This window comes from Leucobacter sp. UT-8R-CII-1-4, assembly GCF_030010235.1.
In the GTDB taxonomy this organism is placed as follows: domain Bacteria; phylum Actinomycetota; class Actinomycetes; order Actinomycetales; family Microbacteriaceae; genus Leucobacter.
In genome coordinates, this window is record NZ_JASCRS010000001.1 from 821,723 (window position 1) to 847,641 (window position 25,919).

At 56.0% G+C, this 25,919-nt stretch carries 24 protein-coding genes; 16 read left to right on the plus strand and 8 right to left on the minus strand.

Annotated elements, in window-relative coordinates; all coding sequences use genetic code 11:
* Positions 1 to 97: 97 nt before the first annotated feature.
* Positions 98 to 325, minus strand: coding sequence for a glutaredoxin-like protein NrdH (gene nrdH, locus QBL02_RS03595; RefSeq protein ID WP_282724984.1), 228 nt, complete (start codon positions 323 to 325; stop codon positions 98 to 100).
* Positions 326 to 728: 403 nt separating this feature from the next.
* Complete coding sequence (locus tag QBL02_RS03600; protein WP_282724985.1) at positions 729 to 1,079, minus strand: helix-turn-helix transcriptional regulator; 351 nt, start codon at positions 1,077 to 1,079, stop codon at positions 729 to 731.
* 487 nt (positions 1,080 to 1,566) lie between these two features.
* On the opposite strand from QBL02_RS03600, the gene QBL02_RS03605 reads away from it, so the two are divergent.
* From QBL02_RS03605 to QBL02_RS03615, 3 genes are all read left to right on the plus strand, one after another.
* Positions 1,567 to 2,526, plus strand: coding sequence for a helix-turn-helix domain-containing protein (locus tag QBL02_RS03605; protein ID WP_282724986.1), 960 nt, complete (start codon positions 1,567 to 1,569; stop codon positions 2,524 to 2,526).
* 330 nt (positions 2,527 to 2,856) lie between these two features.
* The gene (locus QBL02_RS03610; protein ID WP_282724987.1) at positions 2,857 to 3,882 is read left to right on the plus strand and encodes a ParB N-terminal domain-containing protein; all 1,026 of its coding nucleotides are present in this window, start codon (positions 2,857 to 2,859) and stop codon (positions 3,880 to 3,882) included.
* Positions 3,875 to 4,642, plus strand: a complete 768-nt coding sequence (locus QBL02_RS03615; RefSeq protein WP_282724988.1) for a hypothetical protein — start codon at positions 3,875 to 3,877, stop codon at positions 4,640 to 4,642. Before QBL02_RS03610 ends, QBL02_RS03615 begins: the two co-directional genes overlap by 8 nt.
* Positions 4,643 to 4,919: 277 nt before the next feature.
* Here QBL02_RS03615 and QBL02_RS03620 read toward each other — a convergent pair whose 3' ends face one another.
* Positions 4,920 to 5,189, minus strand: coding sequence for a hypothetical protein (locus tag QBL02_RS03620; protein ID WP_282724989.1), 270 nt, complete (start codon positions 5,187 to 5,189; stop codon positions 4,920 to 4,922).
* On the opposite strand from QBL02_RS03620, the gene QBL02_RS03625 reads away from it, so the two are divergent.
* From QBL02_RS03625 to QBL02_RS03635, 3 genes are all read left to right on the plus strand, one after another.
* Complete coding sequence (locus QBL02_RS03625) at positions 5,164 to 5,907, plus strand: hypothetical protein (protein ID WP_282724990.1); 744 nt, start codon at positions 5,164 to 5,166, stop codon at positions 5,905 to 5,907. The genes QBL02_RS03620 and QBL02_RS03625 overlap by 26 nt on opposite strands.
* A 106-nt stretch (positions 5,908 to 6,013) precedes the next feature.
* The gene (locus QBL02_RS03630; protein ID WP_282724991.1) at positions 6,014 to 7,333 is read left to right on the plus strand and encodes a hypothetical protein; all 1,320 of its coding nucleotides are present in this window, start codon (positions 6,014 to 6,016) and stop codon (positions 7,331 to 7,333) included.
* A 122-nt stretch (positions 7,334 to 7,455) separates the two neighbouring features.
* Positions 7,456 to 9,867, plus strand: coding sequence for a hypothetical protein (locus QBL02_RS03635; protein ID WP_282724992.1), 2,412 nt, complete (start codon positions 7,456 to 7,458; stop codon positions 9,865 to 9,867).
* Between the two features lie 422 nt (positions 9,868 to 10,289).
* On the opposite strand, the gene QBL02_RS03640 is transcribed toward QBL02_RS03635, so the two are convergent.
* The 5 genes from QBL02_RS03640 to QBL02_RS03660 form a co-directional block, all read right to left on the minus strand.
* Positions 10,290 to 11,237, minus strand: a complete 948-nt coding sequence (locus tag QBL02_RS03640) for a diacylglycerol kinase family protein (protein WP_282724993.1) — start codon at positions 11,235 to 11,237, stop codon at positions 10,290 to 10,292.
* A 44-nt stretch (positions 11,238 to 11,281) separates the two neighbouring features.
* A complete protein-coding gene (locus QBL02_RS03645; RefSeq protein ID WP_282724994.1) occupies positions 11,282 to 12,388 on the minus strand; it encodes an acyl-CoA desaturase in 1,107 nt (368 codons plus the stop codon).
* Between the two features lie 30 nt (positions 12,389 to 12,418).
* Positions 12,419 to 12,961 carry a hypothetical protein gene (locus QBL02_RS03650; protein WP_282724995.1) on the minus strand — a complete coding sequence of 181 codons (543 nt, stop codon included), beginning with the start codon at positions 12,959 to 12,961 and terminating at the stop codon, positions 12,419 to 12,421.
* Between the two features lie 944 nt (positions 12,962 to 13,905).
* Positions 13,906 to 15,102, minus strand: coding sequence for an Ig-like domain-containing protein (locus QBL02_RS03655; RefSeq protein ID WP_282724996.1), 1,197 nt, complete (start codon positions 15,100 to 15,102; stop codon positions 13,906 to 13,908).
* A gap of 754 nt (positions 15,103 to 15,856) precedes the next feature.
* Complete coding sequence (locus QBL02_RS03660) at positions 15,857 to 16,060, minus strand: cold-shock protein (RefSeq protein ID WP_282724997.1); 204 nt, start codon at positions 16,058 to 16,060, stop codon at positions 15,857 to 15,859.
* A gap of 701 nt (positions 16,061 to 16,761) precedes the next feature.
* On the opposite strand from QBL02_RS03660, the gene QBL02_RS03665 reads away from it, so the two are divergent.
* The 10 genes from QBL02_RS03665 (at position 16,762) to QBL02_RS03710 (ending at position 25,900) form a co-directional block, all read left to right on the plus strand.
* Positions 16,762 to 17,826, plus strand: a complete 1,065-nt coding sequence (locus QBL02_RS03665) for an acyl-CoA desaturase (protein ID WP_282725278.1) — start codon at positions 16,762 to 16,764, stop codon at positions 17,824 to 17,826.
* Between the two features lie 349 nt (positions 17,827 to 18,175).
* Positions 18,176 to 18,694 carry a hypothetical protein gene (locus tag QBL02_RS03670; RefSeq protein ID WP_282724998.1) on the plus strand — a complete coding sequence of 173 codons (519 nt, stop codon included), beginning with the start codon at positions 18,176 to 18,178 and terminating at the stop codon, positions 18,692 to 18,694.
* Complete coding sequence (locus tag QBL02_RS03675; protein WP_282724999.1) at positions 18,687 to 19,574, plus strand: hypothetical protein; 888 nt, start codon at positions 18,687 to 18,689, stop codon at positions 19,572 to 19,574. The genes QBL02_RS03670 and QBL02_RS03675 overlap by 8 nt, the downstream gene beginning before the upstream one ends.
* The gene (locus QBL02_RS03680; protein WP_282725000.1) at positions 19,553 to 20,173 is read left to right on the plus strand and encodes a M23 family metallopeptidase; all 621 of its coding nucleotides are present in this window, start codon (positions 19,553 to 19,555) and stop codon (positions 20,171 to 20,173) included. The genes QBL02_RS03675 and QBL02_RS03680 overlap by 22 nt, the downstream gene beginning before the upstream one ends.
* Before the next feature lie 77 nt (positions 20,174 to 20,250).
* Positions 20,251 to 20,700, plus strand: coding sequence for a hypothetical protein (locus QBL02_RS03685; protein ID WP_282725001.1), 450 nt, complete (start codon positions 20,251 to 20,253; stop codon positions 20,698 to 20,700).
* A 179-nt stretch (positions 20,701 to 20,879) separates the two neighbouring features.
* The gene (locus tag QBL02_RS03690) at positions 20,880 to 21,215 is read left to right on the plus strand and encodes a hypothetical protein (protein ID WP_282725002.1); all 336 of its coding nucleotides are present in this window, start codon (positions 20,880 to 20,882) and stop codon (positions 21,213 to 21,215) included.
* A gap of 114 nt (positions 21,216 to 21,329) precedes the next feature.
* Positions 21,330 to 22,424 carry a hypothetical protein gene (locus tag QBL02_RS03695; protein WP_282725003.1) on the plus strand — a complete coding sequence of 365 codons (1,095 nt, stop codon included), beginning with the start codon at positions 21,330 to 21,332 and terminating at the stop codon, positions 22,422 to 22,424.
* Positions 22,421 to 23,923: an SCO6880 family protein gene (locus QBL02_RS03700; RefSeq protein WP_282725004.1), complete on the plus strand. Its 1,503-nt coding sequence runs from the start codon at positions 22,421 to 22,423 to the stop codon at positions 23,921 to 23,923. Before QBL02_RS03695 ends, QBL02_RS03700 begins: the two co-directional genes overlap by 4 nt.
* Before the next feature lie 10 nt (positions 23,924 to 23,933).
* The gene (locus tag QBL02_RS03705; RefSeq protein ID WP_282725005.1) at positions 23,934 to 25,406 is read left to right on the plus strand and encodes a hypothetical protein; all 1,473 of its coding nucleotides are present in this window, start codon (positions 23,934 to 23,936) and stop codon (positions 25,404 to 25,406) included.
* Positions 25,403 to 25,900 (plus strand): hypothetical protein, encoded by a 498-nt coding sequence (locus QBL02_RS03710; RefSeq protein ID WP_282725006.1) that lies wholly within the window; start codon positions 25,403 to 25,405, stop codon positions 25,898 to 25,900. Before QBL02_RS03705 ends, QBL02_RS03710 begins: the two co-directional genes overlap by 4 nt.
* The last annotated feature ends 19 nt before the right edge of the window (positions 25,901 to 25,919 follow it).

The following is a 25,919-nucleotide window of genomic DNA, read 5'->3' on the forward strand; positions in this document are numbered from 1 at the left end:
GCCTAATCTCCCTCGGCTGCGGTCTTGTCTGGAAGGAAACCCATCCAATGACCGTTGTCGGCAATTACGACTGGTGCGGGGAGCACTACTTTGCGGCTCATTTTGCTGCTTCGGTCGCGATCATGTCGGGACGGAAACCTGTCCAGTGATCGGTATCAGTCACCACGACGGGTGCGCTCATGTATCCGAGTGATTTCACCAGTTCAAGAGCTTCAGCGTTTTCGGTGAGGTCGACAATCTCGTAGTCGAGGCCCTTGCTATCCAAAGCCCGATACGTTGATTTGCACTGCACGCAGCTTGGCTTGCTGTAGACGGTGATTGCCATGATGTCCTCCTGAATGTAAGACGCACTCTCTCGCGCATCCTCCACATCAAATTTCTTTTCCCTTTTGGGTGATTCATCACCCTTAGAGACAGCACGGAGCTGTCCACCGGCGTCAAGCTGGCAACGCGCGGCACGCAGTGACGGGCGAGGCAGTAAGCCGGTTGATTGCGGAGCGATGGAACGTAAAATGCGCTTGCGCAAAAGGAAAAAGAAATATGAACAGCACGCGAAACGTGTCCGAAAGCATGCACTTGCTGTCATGAAAGTTGTTCCACGACTAGGTTTTCCGACACACCTCAGTCGCGGAATAGCTTCAAGAATTGGCGTGAAACGCACACCAGGTGATAGTCTTCTACGGTTGCCTAAAGCAACACACAGTGATGTGGCTGAGTAGCTCAGCTGGTTAGAGCGCACGACTCATAATCGTGAGGTCGCGTTCCTTGACCCCAACACTTTGCTCACCACTCGCCCCTTGCGCATCGTCGCCAGGGGCTTTTTTGTCACCTGAGGCACTTTCGCTCGGGCGCGAACGACCGACAAGAGCGTCAAGATCGACATCGAAAAGGTCGGCCAACCCAATAACTTCCTCAAGCGTCCACCGAGTTGCGCCACCCATCTTGTTGCTGAACGCTGACGGCGTAAGACCAATGTGCGCAGCAACGAACTTCTGCGACCACTTTTTCAAGAAGCGAAGATGATTGACACGCTGCGAAACAAGATCGTATGCAGTGGCTTCAAACTGTGGTTCTCCCATGCTATGAAGATTATCCCGACACCCTGAACAAATCCATTCTTATTTAAAGAAACATTCAGAGTCTGAGATTAGTTCAGGAAATGTGGATTTCATGATAATGTCTGAATATGCCCTCTACAAACGAAGAAGCCGCACGCGAGCTTGATGACATGCGGAAGTCCCGAGATCTTACGTACGCGTGGATTGCCCGCCGAATCGGCAGGAACGAAATGTGGGTTCGTAGAAAACTCAACGGTGAGGTCTTTATGAAAATCGACGAGTACACGTTTCTAAGAGACGTAATTGGTGGTGTTCCAATGCCTAGTGAGTCAGGCCGGACGAAATAAATGGAAGAGCCCCCGGAGGTGCAACTCCAGGGGCTCATAGATATTCGGAAAGGAATATCAAACGTGCCTCACATTAATGACACGGCCTCGCGCGCATCCTCGAAAAAGTTTTCACGCGAGACCACAATTGTCTCACTTCAGACTGAACCTGGGGCGACATCATGAGCATCCGGGCCCTGAACTGGGCCTGGGAGCAAAGAACGGGGTCGCCTACCGCGAAAGCGATCCTCGCAGCACTTGCAGATCTTGCCGACGAAACGCACTCCTGCTTTCCATCGACAGAGTGGATTGCGGACCGTGCCGAAGTAAGCCTTAGCACCGTACAGCGGTATCTGAAGCAGCTCGAAGAGTCAGGCTACCTAAGTCGCGAACGACGTTACATTGCATTCGGAAAGCGCAGCAATGATCGGTTCGTCCTGCCCGTCGGGCAGCTCATGGAGACTTCCTTCTCATCATTAGACGTCAAATTGACATCTAATGATCCAGAAGAGGCAAAAGACCAGGTCAAATCATTAAATGTCAATCTGACTTCTAATGGCGAAAGGGTGACCTCATTAGATGTCAACTGTGACATACACATAGATACCCCAGAGAAGATAGATAAATCTATCTTCATCGAGGAAGAGCCTCCGGCAGAGGCCGCGCCACGGCCGGACATGAACAATTCTTTGCTCGATACACGGCTCTGGAACATCCACCCAACACTTAGTGTCAACGCATTGAGCACCCGGTTGAAGGTAGCGCGAGTCGAAGACATCGACGTACTTCGGGCTGTACAAACAATCCTCGCCCGAGCTTCCCGAACCGTACACAACCCGCTCGCATTTGTCGCAAAAGCGATTGACGCGACTCCAGACGCATGGGGCGTCACTCTCCCTGGATTTGAGCCGGGGCAGGATGTGTCTGGCAAACCAAGCCTACGCGAGGTACAGCGCGCGAATCGTGACGCGTGCAACCGGAACGAACATCAATGGGGGCCGGACACCTGGGCGGAAATTGATCGCGCCTACTGTATCGACTGCGGCACTGCTCGAAGAAACCTTGACCCAGTGTTTCGTGAACTCCAAGACGAACACGATCAATTCACAATCGGAGGTGACCGCAATGGGCAGAGTACTTGAAAAACAAGTCATCGCTATCTCATGCGACCTCCGTAGCTGCAACGCACATGTCGCTCTAAATCCGGTTCCCGCACCATCAACCTGGCATGACGAGCTCCCCCAGCTAAAGACCCTCGTCGGCCAAGGTTGGTCGCTCATCCTGCTGGCCCGACTGAGAGCCTATTGCCCTGCACACCCCGAACGAGCGTGGGACTGCTCGTGCAGAACCCATCCGGAACGCGCCCACCTCTGCACCGCGCATAGCCGTGACGCTGCGGCCATGGTGTGGGACTCCCTGATCATCCCCAACGAAGTTGAAAGCTTCCAAGCGCTGACGGAAAGGGCGAACGCATGACCAGCACACCACAGATCAGCCAGGAATGGGCACAAGTACGTGTTAACGAAGTGATCGTTAAAGAACGACAGCGCGCCGTAGATCAAGCACATGTTGCTGTCGTTGCTCAGTCGTTCCGGGAGATGAACTTCCAGATCCAGCCGATTGTCGTCGACGAAGACTACGTGCTTGTTGACGGCGCACACCGATTGCAAGCGGCCAAGAACGCCGGCTGGGAAACCATCGGCGCAATGGTCGTGCACGGCGCGACCGATGAAGACCGGCCACTGATCGAGCTGGAAGCCAACCGCCTTCGCAAACAGATGAGTCCCGCCGAGGTCTACAAAGCCTGGAAAACTTATGGTCTACCTGTTGCCCAGGTACGGGCGAAGAGCCGGCAAATCGAGGGCGGTATTCGAGCAAGTGAAATCAGCGGATTCGGTAGGAGCAATGAGGGACACGGGGTTACCGTAAATTCCAGTAACTCCGGCGATACCTCTTCAGCCTCGGTAGCTGCTGCAGCAAAGCAACTCACGGGCATGTCGCTCGACAGCCTGAACAAGATCGAGGACATTCACCAGATCGCGGAAAGCAGCAGCGCACCTGAACCGCTCCGCACCGCAGCACTCACGGCAATCAAGAAACTCGAAGCTCCTGAAGCTCGCGTAGATGCGCTCCATAAAAACCTGCTGAAGATCGCAAGCGTTGTACGTCGGGAAATCGATCCGGGCGCGGCTCATCTCGCATACCTTGAAAATGAACTGGGTGGCACCCTCACAAATGTTGCGCTCCTTGAGCAACGACTCGATGAGCGTGGGCTTGACAAGCGACTCCGTGACGCTGCACGTAGTCTCCCCCTTGGGGCTGAAAACTTGCGAACTATAAGAATGTCACTCGCAAAGAGTCTCGCAATCATCATTGCCGTTGAGTGCCTGAACGCCCCAACTCCCACTGAAATCCTGCCGATGGTTGTCCGCGAGGTTACCCAGGCACTCGCTGATAAGTCAGCGGACAAGGTCGGACAGGTGATCGACCATGAGTAACGTCGAACGGTTCACGGCATGGCGGCAACGTGAAGCTCTGACTTCACTTGTGAACGATCCCCGGTTTCTTTCAACTGCTGAGGGCGTTGCGTTTCGTGAACAGATCCACGAACACTTTGTCGCGTCGATGATGAAAATGGCCCGCGAACTCTCGTTCCCAATTGAGCCAGCGGAGATTGAAAACACAATCCTCGTAGGACTCATGGAGAACGAAGGCCGTGTTGCAAAACTCGCAATCACGGCAAGCCAGTCAGACCCTTGGGCGTACATTGCGGTGTCTGCACGTAAGTGGATACGGGCGTTGTGGGGTACTCGCGGTGTCCCCGCTGAGATTCTGGAATGGATACCCCAGTCATACGCTTGGGAGCCAGACACCACCTCGACGGACCTTGCAGAAGTGATTGAGCTCACATTCCAAACGCTCGCGCCTGTCACGGACGAGGATCTTCATCCCGAACTTGCAAAGCTGTTGAGCTGGCTTGCCTATAACCCGCAGCAGCGTCTCTCGTATGAGCGTGATGAATGTGTGGCGGCTCATCGTGCTTGCCCGTCGTTCACCATCGATCAAGTGATTGCTGTCATGAACATTGCTTGGGGTGGTCGGCCGCGTAAAGCAGAAACATCGCTCATGGGTGCGTTCTTACTCGATTCCAATTTTCAGATTTCTGAAAGCTCTACTCACGCTCTTGCTCGTGAAACGTATCGCCGCCGAATGGTTGCCGCGCGTAACGGTTCTCGGCTCCTATCTGATTGGAGATAACTCATGTTTTTTGGTTTAGACCTAGCCCCTTCCACCCTTGTATTGATTCTTATTGGAGCTGTGCTCATTCTCGCCATTGTGTTCTATGCACTGAGCAGAGCGTCCGCCCGCCGAGGCGAATGGGATGGGAAGGCTTTGATGCAAGTTGCTTTGATTTGCCTTGTGATCGTCCTCGTCTCGCTCGGTGTTGTAGTTACCCGAATGGTTTTGGGGTGAACTCGTGTTTCTTGATCTAGAACTATCTCTCTTCAGTATTTTTATTTTTCTCGGAGCTGCACTACTGCTGATTGCCGTTGTTCACATGATTGCTTACTTCTCTGCGCTCTGGAGAGGGAAGCCCGCAGAGGGAGTGTTGACTAGCTTGTTCATCTCCGGTGGTTTCATCATGTTTCTGATATTCGTATTGTTTCTTTTCGTAATGCTTAGAGGGTGAAGCCATGTCTGCAAAGAAGCACCCTTCAAGAACATGGTCGCTGGTACTTTCTCTCGGCATCCCTTTGGCTATCGTCGGGGTATCAGCAATGGCTATCTCATATGCGACGCTCATTGATGTTGCGCGAGTAAACGGTCTGCCCCTGCCAGAACTATTCCCTGTTCTCGTCGATGTGGGAACGGTCGCAACGATGATCGCTGCAGCTCAGTTTCGGCTTCGTGGTGTGAACGGTCGCTGGCTTGCCTACGCGACGTTTATTGCACTCTCAGCGGTGTCGATTGTGGCCAACAGTACCCATGCGTGGCGCGCGGCCGACATGACGGTGACTACGCCGTGGGCGGCAGCGCTTCTTGCTGCGACCCCACCAGCCGCGCTCCTTGCGATCACGCACCTGGTGATGCTGCTTGTACCGGACGAGAAGGAACGGGCGAAGCTTCAAGCAGCGCGCGAACGCGCTCAACAGGAGCCACAAGTCGAACGCCGAGCTGCACCAACTCCGCAGCCAAATGCGGTGCGAGCAGTGCCAGCTCTCGCTACTCCAAACAATGAACGCTACGAACCTGCACCCTCTACATCGACTACCAAAGTTGAAAAGCCAACACAATCCAAGTCAAGCGATCAAGAGGTACAGGCTCGTGTGCTTGCCCACATTCAGGAGACTGGCAAACGTCCAACGGGTGCAACTGTCGGGGTGTGGCTGGGTCAGACCCCGAAGAGTGGACAGCGTTTCATGAAACGTCTTGAAGAAGAGGGCGTGTTTGATCCCGCGCCAAAGATGCAGGTGGTGCGGGAAGGGTTACAGAACTACATCGATAGGGAGCTTCGGCGGTGAATGTCGGCGGCTGACTATAAGTTGGAACCAGGGGAAGGATGCCCCACTCGTTCCACAGATCACGGGCATCCAAAGCAGAGAAAAACGTTAGTGAAAACAGGTAATTATGAACACCATCCCCGAAACTTCGCCAGCTACTGAGCTGGACGTGGAGCGCGCAAAGAAGCGCAAGAAAAGCATCATCGGCATCGTAATCGGTGCGGCCGCATTCGTCGTTGCCATCACACTGTTGGTGCTCTCTCCCAAGATCAATCACTCAATTCTTGTTTCTGAATACAACCAGGTAGCACCCAAGTTGGTGGCGGTTCAGAGCGAACTCGCCAATGAAAAAACCGCGCAAGCGGTATACCCGGCGTTGACGAGTATCCGCTTGAGCGCGGCAGAAACCTTGGGGAAGCAAAGCCTTGGTATCGCTACAGCTCCAGCACCAACCTTGAATGCGGACACAGCCGCTGCGCTGAAGGAAGCTGGAACCGAGTACACCACTGCAGTTGCTGATCTGGTTGGAGACTCGCCCGTATCGGCGAATGACGCTGTTGCCGCGCAGGTTGCAAAGGTGCGAGAAGTACGAACCAATCTCGCTACAAAGCTTGTAGAGGTGAACGCACAAATCGGTAAGGAGACTGCGGAGAGCGAAAAGCAGCAGAAGCCTTCCTCGAAGGTCAAAGAGCTTGAGCTGCAACGCGACGACCTCGCCGCCCAGCTGGTACCCGAAGCCGATCTGACCGTGGAGCTTGTCGCTGACTACCTTGAGCTGAGCGTTGAGCCAGAGAAACAAGCAGACGTTGATGAGTCCAAGCTGACTCGGGAAATGCTCGCTCAGGCGAAGCTGGACCTTGCTGAGAAAACTGAAGAGCTCAAAGAGGTGCAAGCTGCGAACAAGGAGCCAAAGACGCTCATCGCTCAACTTGCTGAACTCGAGCTCACACTTTCAGAGCCGCTGCAGGCGGCAGCGAAAGAAGCGCCAACACAGGTTCTGGCGGTGGTTGCCGCAGCGCCAAGCTCACCGGCTTCCCTGAACGAGGCAGCGGTCGCTGCGGCGGATACTGCCGCAGCGTTAAAGAAGGACTCCACCGTTGCGGAGCTTGCGAAGCTGGTCGACGGATATGTGAAAAGCACTGACCAGGTGCGTGCAGGCCACGCGACAGCGGTAGCCGAGGCAGAAGCAGCTGCAGCCGCTGCAGCCGCGGGGAACTGGAGCGGTGGGGGTAGTGACGATGGTTGGTACTCAGACGGCGATTACGGTTACTCAGGCGGCGGAGGCGGATACTCAGGTGGTGGCTCTGGCCGCGGAGGTGGCGGCAACTCTGGCGGTGGCGGCAACTCAGGTGGCGGTAACTCAGGTGGCGGTAACTCTGGTAGCGGCTGGGGTAGTGACGATGGTTGGGGAGAAGATGATCCAACCTGGCACGGTGGAAATGAATAGTTTTTAGTAAATGCGGTCTGGAAATGACACTCTCCCAGGCCGCATTTGTTTTACTGCGCAGCCTTTCTGTTCGTACCTGTGGCAAAGCATTCTTTGCTGCACAAACCAGAAAGGCCTTTCTAGTGAGTATTCAAATTACGCGGCCCCCAGCGCGTACCAAACGATTCCGTGCTGGAGCCCTGATCCTCGGTGCACTGGTGCTCGGCGGAACTGCCGTGGGTGGGATGAACACGCTTGCTGCCGCGCCGGCGCAAGCGATCGACGCATATCATGGCGCTGGCATCAACTGGGGGGTTGGTGTCCACGCAAATGGTGCAGGAAACTTCATCCTTCCTGATGGACGATTCGTGTACTGCGCGGAGATGTTCATCTTCACCGATCCCGGATCAGGTATCCCGAACTATGTCACCGCAGACACCATTCCAGGTAAGTCCGACGGTGGCATCGAGGTGTACGCGACCAGTGGCGATGCGTTGAAGATGATTGGCTTCGTGATTTCGAAGTACGGTCAAACTAACGATTCGGCGCAAGCTGCAGCTACCGCCTATGCGGTCTGGGCGATGCGCTCTGGCAATGCCGGCTACAACGCTCAGCTCGCTATCGTGGCGAACTCTATTGGTGCCGGTGTAGTTAATCTTGCGAACTCCTACATGAACGAAGCTGCAGCATGGGTCTCAGCGGGTGGATCAAACGGCGACTACGGAGGAATGTGGGATAGCAATTACATCAATGCTTCTCCCGAAAAGCCGTACGAGGGCACGATTAAAGTTCCTGCTGGATCTACCCAGATGACTATTGAGAATGGTTCATGGGCCGACGGCTCCACGACGAAGACGTGGAACGGTGGCGCGCCTGCCGGTACGCAGCTTTCTTGGGTTGGCATCCCGCCGTCGAACGAGAAGTGGGACAAGTATTACCGTGTGTCTTTCACCGGAAAGCAGGTGGTTCCAGGGTTGGACGTTGCTTTCGGTGATGGTGGCGGCTGGCAGTCCTCAATCACCAGCGGCCCGCCGCGTGAGCGCGAGCTGACCCGCATTTATCTCGATCCTGATACGACCTGGGCACCGAGTGTTTCGTCGCTCGTGACTTCAGAGTTCATCAAGAAGGGCGAAACCTTCTCGGACACGATTACGTTCGGCTCGCTACCTGCAGACATCGGGCGTAGCGACCAGTGGCGGTGGCGTCTAGCTGAGGACGGTGTAACGAAGGAGTGGATGCCGATCAAGGCAAAGGGCACCGTCTACGGCCCATACATCTCTGACCCGGCGTTGAACCCGCAGCCAACTATTCCAGTTGGTGCACCGGTTGCCGCAACCTTTGAGTATTCGGTACTGAACGAAGATGGTTCGTTCGTCACTGAGGACCCGACTGGGAAGCAGATTCCCATTGATACCGGCATCAAGTCCAAGGAACAGGGCTACTACACGTTCGTGTGGGAAATCATCGGTGACGATCAGCACGAAGCTGTGACTGGTGTTGATGATTGCGTCACTCCAGACCGTGAGGCTGGCTGCCGAGTGTTCCCAACGAACTATTACTTCTCTGATGGTTTCGGCACCAAGGGCGAGACTCAAGCAGTGAAAATGAAGCCCGAGTTCAACACTGAACTCTCGACCCACGAACTGACCCTGGGCGACACCTACACGGATGCAATCACCGTGCCTGAGCGACAGAACTGGCTCCGTGACGATCAGGGCAAACGCCACACGCAAACCCTGACCGGCACTGCATATCTCGTGAACACTCCGGAGCTGGTGCAGTCGGCTGAGATTCCAGCGGACGCGGTAGCCGTGGGCACCACCAAGGTTGTTACCGATCCCGAGGAAAACGGGCAGGTCCTCGTTTCTGAAGATCTGATGCTCGACATTTACACGCCACTTGAAGCGAAGCACCTGACGATGGTCTGGTGTGTGGTGGATGCCGACCAGGAGCCTCAGTCACAGGGCATCTGGGAAGAGAAGTGTGATGACTTCGGTATCCCTGCAGAGTCAGCAAAGATCGTGCATCCAGACGTCACCACCAAGGCTGTTGAAGCAGTGTGGACGGGTGAGGACGCACATGACACCGCTATCGTGACCGGTCATGTGCCGAGCGCCGAGTCAGGTGTGAAGACCGAGGTCACTTTCGAGGTGTACGAGGCAGCCAAGGGCACCCCGGTCTGCACCGACGAAAACCGTCTGTTTAACCTCGATACTCCAGTCGAGGTAACGAAGCCGGGCGAGTACCCCTCTGAAAAGGTGCAGTTCACTACTGTGGGCGACAAGCACTGGGTCGAAACCCTCAAGTACGTCTACCCTGACGAGACTGAAAAGGTAATCAAGCGTGGTATCTGTGGCCTTCCTGACGAGACTACGAAGGTGAAGGAGCGCCCTGTGCTCGCGCTCACCGGCGCGATGGGTCATCCAACCGGCCTGGCCTACGGACTCGGTATCACCGGCCTACTTGCCGCAGCGGGCACGTCAGCTTTCGTGATTGCTCGGAAGCGTCACGCAGCAGCATTTGCGGCCAGTAATTCACGCGACTGCGAAGGCTAATTTGCCGGCGAGCTGACTAGTTCCAAATAGTAAGTCAGAGGGTGTTCCGAGAACGAAAGTCTCGCGGAACACCCTCTCGATTTTTCGGCTAGGAGTCAAGTCGGGCGGCTTGCTGTGAGTGTTGCCAGTTCTCTGTGTGCGGGAGAGAAAGAGCGTATGGTGAAGAACATGTGGACAGTACTTCTATTCTTGCTCGCGGCATGGGTAGTGCTGTCGATCGTAGGGTTTGCGTTTGAAGGTCTCCTCTGGTTGGCAATCATCGGAATCGTGCTTTTCGTCAGCACTCTCTTGTTCGGGCTGCTCCGGCAAAGAGCGAAGCGGTCGGATTCATAGGTTTCCTCCGCTGTTGTATAGACGCGAGCGTTATTCCATTGCGGTAGGTTATGGATGTTTAGTGCGCGCTCTATGTTGATGGCTTGTGTTCAATTAGTTTCCCGAGCAACCCTGACTTGCAATGCTCCGGGCTTGATATCGATTTCTACGTAGGAAGTCTGACCGAAGCTGTCTCCGTCGAGTTCGATCAAGTGCGGGATGTCGAAGCGCGCTTCGTACTGTCTGCCTTGAACGTACGCGAGAGCGTGGATATCCGGTGCGCGCTCGAGCACGCGCCGGCTGAGGCGGGAGCGGCGTGCGATGCCCTGCAGCGTGAGGCGCGTGCCGATCCGAGCCCACCCGAATCGTCCTTTCGGTCGCATCATGACCACGTCGAGAAGCCCGTCATCGATGACCGCGCTGGGGATCAGGAGCATGTTTCCGGTGAGTGTCCCGCAGTTGCCCACGATCACCGTGTGCGCCCGCGTGGACCTGACCCTGCTCTGATCGACTCGGTAGTCGAGATGGAAAAGCCGGTTGATGATGATCGATTTGGCGATAGGGGTGACGTACGCGAACCAGCCGAGGTGCTTCTTCGCGATTGCGCTCGTATACTCGGCCATTTCAGCGTCTAGACCGATACCTGCCATGACGACGAAGGCATGTCGTTGTGAGGTGCTGGTGGCATCGTCGAACTCGGCGATCCCGACGTCCACGGCCCGCGTCGCGCCGGTGAATGCCGCCTCGATGTTGCCCTCGACATCGCCGAGCGAGATACCGAGGTCGCGGGCTAGGAGGTTCCCGGTACCGGTGGGGATCGGTGCGATGGGAATCCCGGAGCTGTGGACGACGTCTGCGACGGCTCGGACGGTGCCGTCGCCACCGGCCACGATGATGACTGCCGGGTCACCCGCCAGGGCTTGCTCTGCCGCAGCGCGTCCGGAATCCTGTGCGTTGGTCTCGTACCAGCGTGAAGCTGCCCAGCCCAGCGCTCGCTCATGCATCTCTACAGCAGCACGGACGCGCTCCAGAGGGATCTTCGCCGGGTGATAGACCACGGCGGCATGTGACCGCCTCGGCGTCCCATCTCTGCGAGGAAACCTCACGATGCTGCTGGCATCGTGAGGTGATTGCGCTGTTCGATGAGCGGGCAGGTGAACACATCGCGTTCCCCGAGCCCGACACGGTTGATGTAGCGCACGACGATGGCGTACGAAGCGAACAATCCCGTCTGCAAATACGGGACATCGTGGGTTCGGCAGTATTCGGCGATAATCGGTGCTGCCTTGCGCAGATGCGGGCGAGGCATTGAAGGAAACAGGTGGTGTTCGATCTGATAGTTCAGGCCACCCATAGCAGTATCGAGAACACGGGTACCGCGGATGTTCCGGCTCATCATCACCTGGCGTCGCAGGAAATCGAGGCTCACGTCTCTCGGCACGACCGGCATCCCCTTATGGTTCGGCGCGAACGAGGCTCCCATATAGAACCCGAACACGCCGAGCTGCACGGCGAGGAACACGAAGGCGATTCCCGGCGAGAGCACGAAGAACACCAGCACCGGGAACCCGGTCAGCCGGATCAGCAGAAAGAGGATCTCCACCCAGCGCCGCTTCAGCTCGCCCCTTGCGAGCACTCGGCGCACCCCGGACGCGTGCAACGACACCCCTTCCAGAAGCAGAATCGGAAAGAAGAACACTCCCTGATGCGCCCGAAGCCATCTCAGCGTCCGGCTCTTCGGAGGTGTTCGACCCGGAGTGACGACAATCACCGGAAGGTCGATGTCAGGATCGGCACCCAACTTGTTCGGGTTTGCATGATGGCGCGTGTGCTTATGCTGCCACCACCCGTAGCTCATACCGACCAGGAGGTCGCCGAGGACGATGCTCACCCAGTCGTTCCATTTCCCCGACACGAAGATCTGGCGATGCGCGGAATCGTGTCCAAGGAACGCGATCTGGGTGAAGAGGATCGCGAGGAACGCCGCAGTGAACAGTTGCCACCAGGTATCACCGATCCAAACGAACGCGAATAAGCTGCCCGCGAGGACCAGGGGCAGCCCGACCAGCTTCGTCCAGTAGTACCCGTACCGGCGACGCAGCAGCCCCTGTTCTCGGATCGTTTTCGCCAATGTCGTGAACTCGCTCCCGCCCTTGCCACTGACTCGCCGACTCGTTCGTGGAGTCCGGGTCGAACGATAATCGTTCATGATGCACCTGAGATCCTGCGGGCTTGGGCGTCAGGAACGTCCGTGTCCGCCTTCATCGGTCCAGTCATTAATCTGGGCGCGATCTGATAGTGTCCTGAGCTCATCCGCCGCCGCATCTTGCTTTTCTTTGGACGGGGTGAAAATAATGGATTCCGCGAGTGTGGTGACCGCTGCGGTACGCGTGTTCTCAATTTCGGCAGCGTTTCGAAAGGCGATAGCTGCCGCCTCCTTTTGCGCTTGGACTCCATTGCTAATCTCTGCCAGGCGATCCGCGAGGATGCTCGCGAGTCCGTCACGTAATTCTTCGAGGTTCGTGTTTGCAATCTCAAGGCGGCGATCAGAGATCGTCAGCTCTGTATTGGGGTATCCGGTTTTCGAGAGAAAGTCACGGGTCTCGCGTCCCAGGATTTCGACCGCTTCGTCACGCAAAGGGCGACGCGTGAACACGGCCTCAACCGTGTATCGATCTGGGGCTTCATCAGTCATCAGCGAGGCAGGCAACGAACCCACCAGCACCATTCCGAGGCCCAGCGTAGCGGTATCTGTACCGCTCGTTCGTGTCTGTGTATTCATGATCCGACGATACGCCCTCTACATGTGCGCTTCACAGCTTCGTGAAAGCTTGTTGTCCGGCACGGTCGTTGTTGCAAAAAGCTTGTTTCCCCGTGGACGCTGGTCCGGACCGCTCTAAGCTCCCTCAGTTCGAGCGTGCGCGTTTCGTGGTAACAGCTGATGCAGGTCACGTGTCAGCTACTCTGAGCAGAGCCTCCGTCGAGCTATTTGTCTGCGACCTGTCAACGGGTCGCATTTACGAACGCTTTGGTATACATTCCGATTAGAGCGCTTGTTGCTCTGGGCCGAGGTGCCTCATGTGTCAATATGTATCGAAATGCCCTGTGGCAGTACATCCTCATGGTGCTATGTGCCAGTTGGATGAGCAACGCAAATCCCGGGATCGGCGGGTGCTGTTCGGGCTGGTGGTGCTGATCGTTGCTGTCGCTGTAGTCGGTCTTTGGTGGGTGATGTTGCCCCGGCCATGAGCTGTTTCCTGGCAATACTCACAGTCCCGGTTCTGGCGGTTGGTCCCGGGGTATGGTCGGGTTTAGAGGTTCAAGAACTTCTTGAGTCTCTCAAAGAAAGCAGGGACATCATGTCCAACAAGCAGAACGCAGCATCAAAACCAGCGAATGCCGCTGAGGAAACGGCTCGAATTTCAGTCGGGGAAGAAGTGCCCGGCGAACCGAAAGCTCCCAATCAGACAGAGCCCTCAGGCAAATAAGGCCTGAGAACCGCTCAGCTTGGTCAGCGCCTCTGCAATTCCCGTGTTGCAGAGGCACTGGCTCGTTCCACTCACCGCTCGAGCGTTAAATCAGTTCGCTCAGCCGGGACAGGCAATGTCGGTCCCGGCTGTAAACGCTAAGTGCTTCAATTGGGATCCAGTCCAATTGCATGTAGCAATGCCCCTTTGCGCTCTCCGTGATGGAAGAGCGCAAAGGGGCAATGCTTTCGTGTTTGTGTTACTTCACCGTCTTGCGGCGAGCAATGTGGAGCGCGAGGCCGGAAGTGAGCGCAATAGTTGCAGCGAAGGCAGCTCCAACGTATGGTGTTTCGTCGCCTGTGTTGGCGAGTGGTGTAGTAGTCGGGGTTTTCGGCTTTTGGTCAGGTTTGACTGCAGGTTTCACTAGGAGAGACTTCTCCGTTGAGCTCGATGCAGTGTATTTCGCGTCACCCACATAGTGGGCGGTGAGGTTGTAAGTCCCTGCCGATGGAGACACGGTGATGCTTGCCGTTCCATCGGTGACTTGACCGATGCCGACGAGGACGGTGCCGCTGTAGAACTCCACGTTTCCAGTCGGGTTGATGCCGCTGACGGTTGCAGTGTAAGTGGCTTGTGCGCCCTCGATGATTTCCATTAGCGAGATGTCGAGTGTGGTTGCGGTTTGCGTGGCAGTCGTTGTCATTGTGATTGTGTTTGAAGAGGGGAGCGTCTTTCCAGCTACGCCGCTGTAGTCGGCCGTGATGGTGTAGGTGCCAACGGGGAAGGCGTTTCCGATGCGGAGCGACGCTTCGCCTGTTGCGCTGTCCACTGGAGCTTCGCCAACGAGCCCGCCGTTGACTTTGAAAGTGACTGTTCCTGAAAGATCAGCGCCGAGCAAATTGCTAACTGGCGCAGCAGTGAGTACGACTTGGGTGTCAGTATCTGTTGAGGATGGCCCAATGATCAGTTCAGATTCAGCAAGGTTACCGAGCATGATGAGGCCCGGTCCCTGTGCCTGATAAGAGAAGAGTCCCATTCCATCTCGATGGAAACTGGATAGGGCGACCGTATAGGTGATACCCGTTTCAAGGCGTACTTGTGCGTAATCGTCGATGGAGTAGACACAATTGCTGACATCGTCCGGATTGAGGCTGCTGGTGAGGATTACCATCGCTGCGTCCTCGGTGAAGCCACCGCCACGTTCATCAGTGAACGTATATAGGCCCGTTTCGCTTACGCGCAACTCTTTTTCAATGTAGAACTTAGACGCTAGTGCCCACCACTGTCGATCGGTATCACAAGTGCCGGTGCCGCCTGGCCAGGTGTTGACCGATAGGTCTTGGGAAGTGACCTCGTATTCGATAGATATCGTGTCGGCGTGGGCTGGGGTGGCAATGAAAAGGGTTGCCGTGGAGAGTGCTACAACGGTGAGTGCACTTTTTAACGATAGACGCATAGGCCCAAATGTATTGATGTTTGGGCAGTCAGAGCACCCGGCTGCGCGGATTGTTGATGCAGTGCGCGAACTGGATCAATGAGAGCGTCTGCTTGCTCTGTGAAAGCGCACAAATGAGCCTACTTGCCATGGTTTGATCTGCAGACTCATACCGTTGGCATACTGACTGCTTCGGCCCGAACCGTCAGTTTCAACGTGCATTTCGAGCGGTAGTAACCGCTTCATCTGCGACATACAAGCTTGGCACTGATCGCATCAGCAAATGCAAACTACTGTTTGGGTATTCTTTTTTTTGAGGTTCAGATTCACCTGAATCTCGGTGATGCGAGGAGAGCAATGCCCACGATTCGGAACGTCGGTTGGAAAAAACCGGAAAAGACTCCGAATGTCTCTGATTCAGGGGCTCAGCCAGCCGCTTGCGACGATGATCCTGAGTTCTGATAGCAAAGTGCCCCGCCCGTTTTGATCGGGCGGGGCACTTTTCTTTGAGCTGAGGTGCAGCTCGGTAACGTTTACTTCCGGTTGTTGAGCACGGAAGCTGCTGCTTGGTTCTTGTCTCGCTTAGCAGCCTTTTTCTCTTTGGCTGTCATCGCTGCAGGTTTCTTCTCAGTTTTCTGGCCTCGATCTTTGGACATATTGATGCCCTCATTTCCGGGTATAGACACCCAAGCCAGACCCTACCGTACTCGCGCGAGAGTCTAATTAAAAAGGCCGCCCGAGTTGAACCGGATACCCTTGTCGCCTGAGTGAGGCTTTAGAGTGAGCTGATGTTTACAGCTTGCATTCCTTTTGGGCCGCGTTCCGCATCGAATTCGACTCGCTGATTTTCTTCGAGGATGCGGTAACCATCAGTTTGAATTTCGCTGTGGTGAGCGAACAGGTCAGCTGAACCATCGTCGGGCCCGATGAAGCCGAACCCTTTTTCCGTGTTGAACCATTTGACGGTGCCTGTGGCCATGACGTCATTCCTTCGTGTGTCTTGGATCACATGGTGATCTTGTTTACCCGCATCGATCTTCGAAACGGTGGTCTTTGTGTTGCGGACTTTCGGCGACTTTAAAGGCTGCTGCTGTGCAGTGTCCGCAACGTATGCTTCGCGGAGTGCCGGGACTTGTGTATTCCAATAAGTCGAGAGTGCGAGTCGTGGACGGTGTAATAGCCGTTTTCGAACATGATGAAACCGGCGTACTCTCCATGGTTTGTAGCAACTTCAACTTCGGTTGATGCGGCTTGCCAGAAGAGTTGGACCTGTGAGGTCGTGGAAATACTAATGAGAACCGTTCAGGTACGAGATTGGCATAGACAATCTAGGATGGCGCGGCGAAGTAGTGATCTAATGCATGTGCGGCAGTGCCTGCAGCTTCAAGTCGGTCCGGATACTTACCGGCAGAAACGCAACTTCCTGGACTTCGCTCGACTCGAGAGTACAAGAGACGAATCTGTAGGGCCTGTGAATATCTGTTTTCGCTCAGAAGGAGGTCTGTCCGTGATGCCCGGGCCACTGCTTCTGTGGCGTTCAGGGAACGGTATGCCTTCTCGGGTACGGTGAGGACAGCGGTCGGCAACTGCCAATGGCGTTCGAGGTGATGTGAGTCACCGTTAAAGAAGCAGGTGCTGATCGTGTCTTTTTCTCGTACTTTGAATGGGCTCGGGCCAATCATGCCAACTCGCGCCAGGGCTGCAGATTTCCCGCCGGTGGCTCGCTCTTATTCCAAGATTTCTGAAGTGGTGCGTGAGTCAGGTTTGTTGCGTCGTGCAACATGGTTTTATGTGATGACTGCATGCGTTATTGCCGTGGCATTGGGTGGGGCAATCACGGGTTTCGTGTTGCTCGGCCAGAGCTGGTTTCAGCTTCTGATTGCTGGGGCGCTCGGTCTCATTTTTACCCAAGTCGCGTTTCTAGCTCACGAAGCGGCACACCGTCAAATCCTTGCAACCGGTCCTTCGAACGATCGATTGGCGAGAGTCTTGGCTGGCTCAATTGGTATGAGTTATTCCTGGTGGGACTCAAAGCATTCGCGGCACCATGCCAACCCCAACCGAGTTGGTAAAGATCCGGATATCGAGGTCGACACGATCTCGTTCATTGAAGAAGATGCCGTTGGAGCGCGGGGATTGCGTCGTTTCATCACGATGCGTCAGGGATGGTTGTTCTTTCCTTTGTTGACACTGGAAGGCCTCAACTTGCATCTGCACAGTTTCAAGCATCTTTTCAACAAACAGCAGGTCAAAGGCCGCTGGACCGAATTGGCTATCATCATGGCCAGGTTCGTGCTTCTTCTTGTGCCAGTATTCATGTTCCTGCCTCTTGGAATGGCGTTCGCTTTCCTCGGCGTGCAGTTCGCTGTCTTCGGCGTATACATGGGTGCGTCATTTGCTCCTAACCATAAGGGCATGCCCGTGATCGCTCATGATGCCAAGCTCGATTTCTTCAGTAAGCAAGTTCGCACTTCACGAAATATTCGTGGCGGATGGTGGGCAACAATTCTGATGGGTGGCCTGAACTACCAGGTAGAGCATCATCTTTTCCCCAACATGGCCCGCCCGCACTTGTCGAAAGCGCGAACCATTGTTAAGGAATACTGTGAGACTCTGGAAGTTCCGTATACGGAGACCTCGTTGATTCGCTCGTATGCGATCGTAATTGAATACTTAAACCGTGTAGGTCTAGCGGCACGAGACCCTTTCGACTGTCCAGTGCGTGCGGAGTATCGCCGCGCATAGCTGAGCTCTTCACTGGCGTACACCAGCAACCGAGGCTGAACAGCTAATCGAGAACTGGTTTCGCGCCCAGCGCTTTCCAAGTTTAGACCCGCAACCAAACTGGCTGCGGGTCTTTCGCTGCCTAGCTGAAAAAGCGGCCTTGCCCCCTGGCGTCGTGGCTAGGTACCCACCTCGATATTCCGGCCGGCACCAATCGCGTCTCCTGCCTCGGAATGTTCAGTTCGCTCGATGCTGCGCGAACGGACGCTTCATGAAGTACAAACGTTGGCATTTTAGAGAGCGAGTTTCACATGCACGAGCACCATCGGCCCCGAGTAGGACCTGCGCGCAATCGAGTAGCTCGGACGCAATGATGGATCGAACCCGCACCGCCGCACCCGCAGCTCCGGTTATCCCCGCAACGGCAGAACCTGCCCCGCTCGCACCGATCAACTGGTGGCGGCTCGACGCTCAAGAACGCACCGAAGTGATGGAACTTCTGCGAGCATGGGTTCCCGAACTTGCACGCAGGTATTCACTTCCCGCGAAAACTGTCCCACCGTGCTGGTACCGGCATGAGTCGCTTATTCAGGAGTTGCTGGCGTTGTTCCAGTACCGGAATCAAAACCAATTCCTCCCCACTGCCCCGGCAGTGGCTGCGAAGGAATTCCATTACGAATTCCAGCTCGCGATACATCGCCTCACCAGCTGGCATCAGTGCAACGAAAGCGAACACACTCCGGACAGGCCACAGCCCTGGACATTGGTAGATGGAGAAAAGGCGTCGAGCTGGCAACAGGAAGTGTTAGTGGCCATCGAAGCGATCAACTTTGGCGGCGCACCGTGGGATACCGCGACTGCGCGAAACGAAAGGACAACGAATGTCTAGCTCATGGTGGAGTCCACAAACCAAACGGATGAAGACCCTCATCATCATTGGTGCGAGCGTGTTTTTTCTGCTAATCGTGGCGACTGTCGTGAGCTTCGTGCTCGCGATGAACGGGTCAAAGATTAGTACCGGGGAAACCCGACCACAGATCAAATCAGAACAGTCCAAAGAAGCTACCGAAAAAGAGCCAGCCCCTGAAGAAGCCGTGCAGAGCGGAAAGTACACCTTCGAAATGGACGGTACCGGCATGGCAGTGATGCCGGTCACCACAGACCCGGCCGAAGCTGCGGCGGGCGCGGCGGCAGTGAAGTTCAACGTCGATACCACGAAGTACACAGCGGTTGAGTTCGTGGAAGAAGCCGCGCAGCGTATGACTCACCCATCCGATAAATATGTTGGCCCGGATCTGTCCGTCGAGACGGGAATGCGGCAGCCATTCGACGTCGACACTTCGAGGGAACAGGTGATCGCGGGAGCTAAGAGTTGCTTGCAAGCAACGTCAGGGGTGTGCACGCTGTGGCCTGCGCTCAGCAATGGGAACTATGACACTTACCGGGCTGAGGGAATCACGATGAGCGGCACGCCGACTCTGGTGCTGACTGAGGCTGAAATGCGGGACTGGTATCCACGAGGACCATTCGCTGCAGAGGACATTAATGCGGCAGGCGGCTCGGTACCAAACACTGAGGGAGCAACACTCACCTGGTGGGTGGTTGTGAGCGATGTGAAAGATCGGCTTGTGGATGAAGAAGCGTCACAAGAGATTGCCTCAGTGTTCGGAATCTGGTGTGATCCTCCTGCAGCTGGCGGCCTGTGTGGTGTTGCTGCAAACACTGTATTCGTGAAGTTGCCGGACTCATGGCCGCACCGGTCGCAGTAGCCACACTGCTGAAAGCCCGCACAATCTGGAAGATTGTGTCGGGCTTTGCTGGGGTCGCGTTGCTCATTTTTGTCGGCTTCTGCGCTATGTTCGTCGGCGCGATTGGTGCTGCGACACAAGCTGGAGCTGACACCCCTGGCGGTGGCCTTATCTCGGGAGATTGGGCGCACCCGCTCGGGTATGAGTTCAAATGGGATACCTACCCGACTGGCTCCCACGCTTACGGTGCGATCGATATGCCGGCACCAGCTGGCGATCCGGTCTATGCCGCATCGAGCGGTACCGTCAGCGAGGCTGGCTGGTCAGGAACGTCCTACGGTATCGCCGTAAATCTCACCCATTCCGGAGACGTTCGCACCTACTACGCCCACCTCTCGTCTGTTGCAGTCTCACAAGGGCAAAAGGTGAAGGCTGGGCAACTTATCGGGACAGTGGGAGCCACTGGTGGTGATTGGGGAGCGCATCTGCATTTCGAAGTTCGGCAAGGCGGTAACTCAAGGAGTCACATGCTGAAAGCCGTGTCGTTCATGAAAGCAAGAGGAATCAACCTCGGGTACTGCTATTCGGATTGCCAATATGCCTATCTTGCTGGTGGGTGACGGTCAACAGACCTTTTCTTTGCAGGCATCTCTTTCGCTATGCTGCGGGTTGCCGGGGTTTGTGAGGAGTAACGGGTATGAATGATGTGACTTTTAATAGTTTCCGTCTATCGATAGCGTTACTTGCTTTGGCGGGGACACTTTTGGTGGTCGTGTTTGTCTACGGCTATCTCGCGACTGACGGCTGGTACAGTCCACGAGACTTCTTCTTGGCGCTCCTTGTTGCATTGCCTTTTGGCGTGTTTGTGGCCTGGATGCTCGCGCGAGTGCGTTCACAGGCAAAAAAGTATCAAGGGCCTGTTCCTAGTTACTCGAGTGTTCTGGGCCGTGCTTTCGTGTTCATTGGAGTGTTTGCTGCGTGCGTGGCCGTCGCTGGCATCATCGCCGCGTATTCAACTCTCTATGGCGGGGTGATTTTTGTCGCGATGCTCGTGGTCGGGGTGCCTTCTCTGGCTGCCTGCGTGTTCCTCATGTCCTGGCTGGCAAGCATCTTCGCACAGAGGTGCCTTCGAAAGGTTTCCCGATAGTTGCTTCTTGAGCACTGAAGAAAATGGTAGAAGGAGTTCAGCGAACGATCTTTAATGAGATTTCTCCACCAGGTGGGTGGGTATCAACATCAGATACCCACCCACCTTTTTCTTGCCCTTGGTAGTGCGCGCAGACCGCCTTCGGGGAGTGTCAATCACTCCTTACGGAAGGCAATCTCATGCAGGCCATTATTGAAGCACTACAGACCCCGGGTCTTGTCGACGGGCTGATTTCGTTGCAGGCCAACGTTCCCCCAGAAGTGCAGCCAGATTTTAACGGCCCGGGATCTGGCATTGCACGCCAGTTCACGTCTTGGGCACTGGGGTTGGTGCTAAGCCTTGCAGTGCTCGCGTTGATTGTCTGTGGCGCGTTTATCGTGTTCAGGGGCTTTGGAAATCAGGCGGTACAGCAGTGGGGCGCAAAGAACATTATTTGGGCGTTTATTGGCGTGATCTTCCTCGGGTCAGTATTCTCGATTTTCGCGTTTACTGTCGGCCTCGACCTCGGCCTATAAACGAGTCCGCGCATGTTTCTTGTAGAAGATCCCGCGAAAATCGAGCTGGGGTGTTCCTTCGGGGATTACTTCTGCCTCACTGCAGAAGGGGCAGCTAATTCAGGCTTAAGTACGGTGACGTGGCTTACCGAGAACGTGCTCGGCGGACAGGAGTTTCAGCCCGGTACGAGTTTGTGGAATACCGCAATCGAACAAGCAAACGTGTGGCTTGGGCTCTCGATCATGGTGATGATCATCACCGCGATTGTCGCTATGGGGGTCGGTATGATCCTTGGCCGACCTGACCTGATTAAACGCACACTCATCGGCACATTCTTGTCAGTACCGGCAACGTTCTTCGCGTTCTTTGCTGTAGGTGAAGGGCTCAAACTGGTCGATGAGGTGAGTGATGGGATGCTCTCAAGCCTGACGTCCGAAGGGGGTGGGTTCCCTGCATTCATCAAGTCGATAGCCAAGCAGTTCCAGGCGGGGGCTGACGGCACGCTTGCAGGAAACCTGTGGGCTGGTGGAAACTTCGCTACCGGCGGGAATGTTACCGGTCCTGTGACGTTCGCAGTGTTCCTTCTCACGATTGGTGTAGTGCTGATCGGATGCACAATGGCATTCCGAAACTTTGTGCTCCTGATCCTGATCGCGTTCGCACCACTGGCATTTGTGCTCCTTCCTTCAAAGGGTGGCGAGGTGTGGGTTCAGCGTTGGATCACTACAACGCTTGCTCTCGTGCTCGCCAAGCCCCTCACCTATGGAGTGCTGGTGATGGTTCTTGCGATTTTCAAACCGGCAGACGTGTCCGTGTTTTCTTTCACCGGGCTGGTCGGACTCATTGGCCTGGTTATCTCGGCGTTCATGCCGATGATGGCCTACAGCTTCTTCAGCTTCATTGGCGGCGCGACTGCGGATGGTGCGGGCAAGGAGGCTGCAATGAAAATGAAAATGACCGGGCAAACAGTCACACGCAACTTCCAATCCGTGGGGCGAGGAGTATTCAGCGGCGGCAGAGGCGGCACCAGTCCAGGCCGACAGGCAGCACCGCAGCCTTCAGGCGGTGCTTCAAAGTCAGGTGGTACAGCAGCACCGAACCCTCCCGGAAAAGGCGCTGAGGGTGGCGGATCAAGTGGCGCGCCAAGGCCGGGTGCAGGTGCGGGTAGCCGTGACACGTTCACTCCCAAACCGCCCCCAGCTGCACCAAAGGCAGGGAAGAGCTCATGAGCGAGTATCAGCCACAAACAGTCGCATTTGATCGGCTCCCGTCGCAAGGAGTGGTGTACGGCATCAGCTTGCTCAGCGTTATTGCGCTGCTAGTTGCGGTGCTCACAATGGGAATTTCTGTGATCAGCCAAGGCTTTATGGGCATTGTCACTTCTCTCCCGGTGACAGCACCGCTTGCGACGCTTGCGCTCGTAAAAATTCAGGGCGAAACACTCCTGATTCATACTCTTCGTGAAATCGGTGGACACATGAGAAAAGCAACAGGGGCGACCAGCTACAAGAAGCGCCCAGAACTGAAAAAACCATCCCCAACCGGCGCACTCGACCTCCCTGGTCGTGACGGGCGTATCCATCTGTATGAAGCCGAGAACGGTGCTGTTGTGGTGTGGGATGCGAAGCATGGCGTGGCAACGATCTCTTGCATGGTGGCCACGCCCGGGCTGGGCCAGCCGCAAGCTGATAGCGCGCCAACGCTCACCCCAGAACAGCGAGACGCACTGATTTTTGAGTGGGCGAAAGTGCTTGGCTCGTTCACGCAAAAGCAGCACATTACTCGCGTGACGGTGATCGAGCAGACCCGGCCTGGCACTGTCGCGGCCGAGCGCCGCTATTTTGAAGATCAGCTGTTGTCTGAAGTGACCGGCGTGCAGGAGTCCTACCGTGAGGCGTTGGAACTGGCAGATCAGGCCGTGGTCGCACACCTCACGCAGCTCACCATCTCGTTTACTGTGTCTGGAAACGCGCGCACCCTTGTGAAGGGTGCTGGCGGCGGTATTCGCGGACTCTTGGGGCTTGCTGAGTTGGAGATGCAGACCGCAGAAGAAGCGCTCATTCTTGCTGGGTTTACGCGCCTCGTGTGGGTGACCCCGCGCGAGTGGGGTGCGTGGGCGAAATCGTTGATCGACCCGGCAGGACAGTCATCAGTGGATCGGCGAATTCTCACCGAATGGCAAGGCGTCGATCCGCAGGCGGCAACACCGATGCTGATTGAGGAAAAACGCACCAGCGTGGAAACTGACTCGGCTTGGCATCGCACCTTCTGGATCAATGAGTGGCCCCGCTACGAAACCCATCCGGGCTTTCTGTCTCGTATGGTGTTCGCACGAAAGCAGACCGGTGAACCTGTCCGGCACACGTTCGCGTTGATCGGCACCCCGACACAAGTGTCTAAGGCGATGAAAAAGATCGAGGAACAAAAACGTACCTGGATCACGAACCAGAAGCTCCGCGCGAAATCGGGCAAGCCTGACTCTGCAGCGGATGAGGCCGACTGGGAGAACCTGTTGCAGCACGAGACAGACTTGGTGGGTGGGCAGGGTGAGCTGCAGTTCACCGCCTACCTCACCGTCACCGCGACCAGCGAAGACGCACTTGAAGCGGAAGCCGCGTCGATGTTGAACGCCTGCACCGCTGCGGGGCTGGAACCCCGCCCGGTCGTGTGGCAGCAGACCGAAGCGCTCCTGAATGTCGCATACCCGTGCGGCGCCGGAATGAAGTGAGAGATCGAAGATGTCAAAGCAACTCATCACGCTGGAACAAGCAAACCTCACCAGGAAGGAACGCAAGCAACTCCAGAGCGCTTACCGGGATCTTCTCGACTCTCAGCAGACGGAGAGCGAAGAAGTCGAAAGTGATCCGTTGCCGATGCTTGCCCCTGGGCTACCGTCTGACTTTTGGACGTTCCCGCTTCGGCGGCCGCCGCATCGTGCGACCGGATACAAGCTCGCTGCAGCGAACCCGTTCTCGGCTGCCTGGGTGCATGAGGCGGCTGGCCCCATAGTGGGGTTAGAGATGCTTTCTGGCGGTGGCGCGTTCACGTTTGACCTGTGGGAGCTGTACCGGCGAGGGCTTGTGACCTCTCCGAACCTGTTGGTGCAAGGCTCACTTCGTCAGGGGAAGAGTTTCATCATTAAGCGCTTGATTACGTTGCTTGCAATGCTTGGCCGCTTTGCGATCAATGTGTCTGACTCGAAAGGTGAACACGCCCCCGTCGCAGAAGCCCTTGGCGGAGACGTCTTCAAGATGGGGGTATTCGGCAACCTCGTCCGTATGAACCCACTCGAAGCCGGAGAACAGTGGGCGGATGAAACCGATGCTGCCCATGCGTTGCGAGTGCGAGCAGCCAGGGTGTCGGTGCTCGCGCAGATGGCCGGGTTGTTGAACCCTGGTGAACGTTCTGTCACTTCACGCGAGGCGTCCATTTTGGAGTGGGCGCTTGAAGAAGTGGTCACCGAAAGTGGCAACAATCCGACGGTTCGGGCGGTGTGGGAGAAGTTGAGCTCGCGCGAAATCGAGTCAGCTCGTGATGGCTATTTCAAGCGTGAGGACGCGGCCGACTTGGCGGACGGTCTGCGCCGTCTCGTGCATGGGGATCTCGGCGGCATGTTCGATCAAGAATCATCAGTCAGACTTCGAGCGACCTCTCCATACACCGTGATTGATACCTTCGCGATCAGCCAACGCGGGCAGGGCGCACTTGCGGTCACCCAGGCCGTGACAAACGCTTGGGTGCAGAACACCATCGCGAACAAGGCCTCTGGCAGACAATACTTCCTTATTCGCGAGGAAGGGTGGCGCGACATGAAAACCGTGCAGTCCCTTGAAGCGCACCAGGAACAGCTCAAGCTTTCCGGCGAGTACGGCATCGCAATGGTGCTGATCGTGCATGAGGACGGCGACTTTGATTCTGTCGGGCCGGAAGGGTCGAAAGAACGCGAGCTGGCGAAGAGTTTGCTGCGCGGATATGCGAACCGGATCTGTTTCTTCCAGCCCGCGCAAACCCTCCTGAACGCAGTGGCAACGGGAACCTTCACCGGGGCGGAAGCCGACGCGATCGCACGGCTCAACCGTGGGCAGTTCCTTGTGAAGCTCCGCAGCGGCTCCTATGTGGTTGACGGCACACCGACCACCACGGATTGGGAACGATCCCTTTTCGATACCGACAAGCAGATGCGAAACCGAGAGCTAGAGAGCGCAGCATGAACGGCGTACAGACCTTTTACGAAGACATCAAAACTGGACTTGAAGTTACCACTGGATCGGCAAGTCCATCATTCACTGAATGGTGGGACAGGTACACCGAGGTGAACCGGATCGCTGGGAACCTGCTTCTTACTCCCGAGTTTGGCGAAAGCATTGCGGGGGCTGATGAAATCGAACTGTACCTCGCCAGGTTCGCAAGCGTCTCCCAGGTGTCAGACGGAATGCCCCTGAGGGTGCCGGCACCGGCCTTCCGTGCGATCACCGCGCTTGGAAAGTATCTCTCTGATACGCCGACGACTGATGATGTTGCTGATTTCTTCCAGCTCGCTGCCCCGCTCGCGGATGATCTGTCTTGCTACGCGCAAAAGCACCTTGGCCGTTCCTCCCTTCCCGTCGTGGAGTGGCTGACCGTGCTCGCACGGCAGGGCACGCTCATGAATCATTGCCTATTCCGGGTCGTTCCTGCACTCAACGAACGGGAGGTCATCGCATGAGGCCGTCGACCAGGTGGAG

Bases quoted from the DNA above. Each gene is read 5' to 3' on its own strand.
- nrdH (WP_282724984.1), bottom strand. From the start codon at position 325: ATGGCAATCACCGTCTACAGCAAGCCAAGCTGCGTGCAGTGCAAATCA.
- QBL02_RS03600 (WP_282724985.1), bottom strand. From the start codon at position 1,079: ATGGGAGAACCACAGTTTGAAGCCACTGCATACGATCTTGTTTCGCAG.
- QBL02_RS03605 (WP_282724986.1), top strand. From the start codon at position 1,567: ATGAGCATCCGGGCCCTGAACTGGGCCTGGGAGCAAAGAACGGGGTCG.
- QBL02_RS03610 (WP_282724987.1), top strand. From the start codon at position 2,857: ATGACCAGCACACCACAGATCAGCCAGGAATGGGCACAAGTACGTGTT.
- QBL02_RS03615 (WP_282724988.1), top strand. From the start codon at position 3,875: ATGAGTAACGTCGAACGGTTCACGGCATGGCGGCAACGTGAAGCTCTG.
- QBL02_RS03625 (WP_282724990.1), top strand. From the start codon at position 5,164: ATGGCTATCTCATATGCGACGCTCATTGATGTTGCGCGAGTAAACGGT.
- QBL02_RS03620 (WP_282724989.1), bottom strand. From the start codon at position 5,189: ATGAGCGTCGCATATGAGATAGCCATTGCTGATACCCCGACGATAGCC.
- QBL02_RS03630 (WP_282724991.1), top strand. From the start codon at position 6,014: ATGAACACCATCCCCGAAACTTCGCCAGCTACTGAGCTGGACGTGGAG.
- QBL02_RS03645 (WP_282724994.1), bottom strand. From the start codon at position 12,388: ATGAACGATTATCGTTCGACCCGGACTCCACGAACGAGTCGGCGAGTC.
- QBL02_RS03650 (WP_282724995.1), bottom strand. From the start codon at position 12,961: ATGAATACACAGACACGAACGAGCGGTACAGATACCGCTACGCTGGGC.
- QBL02_RS03655 (WP_282724996.1), bottom strand. From the start codon at position 15,102: ATGCGTCTATCGTTAAAAAGTGCACTCACCGTTGTAGCACTCTCCACG.
- QBL02_RS03660 (WP_282724997.1), bottom strand. From the start codon at position 16,060: ATGGCCACAGGCACCGTCAAATGGTTCAACACGGAAAAAGGGTTCGGC.
- QBL02_RS03665 (WP_282725278.1), top strand. From the start codon at position 16,762: ATGCCAACTCGCGCCAGGGCTGCAGATTTCCCGCCGGTGGCTCGCTCT.
- QBL02_RS03670 (WP_282724998.1), top strand. From the start codon at position 18,176: ATGATGGATCGAACCCGCACCGCCGCACCCGCAGCTCCGGTTATCCCC.
- QBL02_RS03675 (WP_282724999.1), top strand. From the start codon at position 18,687: ATGTCTAGCTCATGGTGGAGTCCACAAACCAAACGGATGAAGACCCTC.
- QBL02_RS03680 (WP_282725000.1), top strand. From the start codon at position 19,553: ATGGCCGCACCGGTCGCAGTAGCCACACTGCTGAAAGCCCGCACAATC.
- QBL02_RS03685 (WP_282725001.1), top strand. From the start codon at position 20,251: ATGAATGATGTGACTTTTAATAGTTTCCGTCTATCGATAGCGTTACTT.
- QBL02_RS03690 (WP_282725002.1), top strand. From the start codon at position 20,880: ATGCAGGCCATTATTGAAGCACTACAGACCCCGGGTCTTGTCGACGGG.
- QBL02_RS03700 (WP_282725004.1), top strand. From the start codon at position 22,421: ATGAGCGAGTATCAGCCACAAACAGTCGCATTTGATCGGCTCCCGTCG.
- QBL02_RS03705 (WP_282725005.1), top strand. From the start codon at position 23,934: ATGTCAAAGCAACTCATCACGCTGGAACAAGCAAACCTCACCAGGAAG.
- QBL02_RS03710 (WP_282725006.1), top strand. From the start codon at position 25,403: ATGAACGGCGTACAGACCTTTTACGAAGACATCAAAACTGGACTTGAA.